At 47.2% G+C, this 1,353-nt stretch carries 1 protein-coding gene; it reads right to left on the bottom strand.

Annotated features, from left to right (window positions below; genetic code table 11):
• Window positions 1–202: 202 nt before the first annotated feature.
• On the bottom strand, window positions 203–1,192 hold the full coding sequence (locus K8S15_08580) for a DUF933 domain-containing protein (GenBank protein ID MCD4776086.1): 990 nt from the start codon (window positions 1,190–1,192) through the stop codon (window positions 203–205).
• Window positions 1,193–1,353 lie beyond the last annotated feature (161 nt).

Raw genomic sequence — 1,353 nt, 5'->3', positions numbered from 1 at the left:
AGACTATTACATTGTTCTCCGAACTGGTGCCCATGTTGAAAAAGTCGGCGATAATATTGAGAACGGTGTGATTACCCTGACCATCAGAGGGAGGAATGACATAATTGACCTCCATCAAAGTAAACAGATAATTAAATTATACTATTCAGAGAGGCCGTTTTGTTGTCAAGGATGGGTTGTTGAGACTTGCTTGCGTAACGGTTCAGACGTTGAATCGGATTTCTATAATATCGCCGTCTTTGACGATGTAATCCTTGCCTTCTATCCCGAGTTCACCCTTTTCTTTAAGCAGTGTTTTGTCTGGACATTCGTGATATAGATCGTAGGGTATGACAACGGCTCTTATGAAACCCCTGGCGAGGTCGGAATGTATCGTTCCAGCTGCCTTAAGAGCGTTTGCGCCTCTGTGAATGGGCCATGCCCTTGTTTCATCCTTGCCCATGGTGAAGAAGACTATCAGGTCAAGGGCCGAGTACGAAGATCTGATGAGTCGCGAAAGGCCGCTGGAAGAGTAACCCATGGATTCAAGGAACGGTTTCTGTTCACTCTCCTCGATCTCGGTCAGTTCCAGTTCAAAACCAGTATCGATACCGAGAAGGGTTCCGCCGTGCTCCAGAACGATGACGGATAGTTTTTCATCCGGAGTTACCGGATCACCCATTCTGTTGGAAACGACCATCAGTGGTTTCTGGCAGAGGAGCGCGTAGGGAGCAAGAATAGCTGTTTCTCCATCATCAAGATCAAGGATTCGCAGGGGACTGCCGTTCTCCATGTGCCTGAGGAGTTTATCGAGAAGAATTGCCTCACGGGATTTACCCTTGCTTTCTTTTGTAAGGCGCGCGAGCCTCTTTTCACATAACGCCATATCGTTCAGAATCAGTTCCGATTCGATCTCGTTGAAATCGTTAATAGTATCACCTAGGGCGTAATTGTCCAGAACAACAGTCAGAACAGCGGCGTTTTTTATAAGAGCCAGATTCTTCGTTGAGAAAGAAGGAGACGGAACATCGAAGAATACAACTGTAGCATGGGTGTTCTTTTCCGGGTTGTGGACGCTCTCAAGAAAGTCCAGCCTGTGGTCGGGTACTTTTACGGTAAGAGGTTTTCCAGTATCTGCATCCATAGAGCCCGCAAGCGCACGGAACAGCGTGGACCTGCCGCAGCCCGGTTTTCCGGCAAGGGCGATTTTCACGGATATTTCCTTTCTGCATTAAAAGGGAAATATACTAGGAGTGTGTCCGGCAATGTACATTGAGCAGAAGATTCTCACAACTGGCTATAATACTCGCATATTATCGGGCTCCTAGAAGTGTCAGATGGCGTAATAATCGCAGGCTGATTCGGGCGTTATAC

Origin of the sequence: Candidatus Aegiribacteria sp., assembly GCA_021108005.1 — a bacterium.
Classification (GTDB): Bacteria; Fermentibacterota; Fermentibacteria; order Fermentibacterales; family JCC-6; genus Aegiribacteria.
This window is presented reverse-complemented; position numbering and strand designations above follow the sequence as displayed.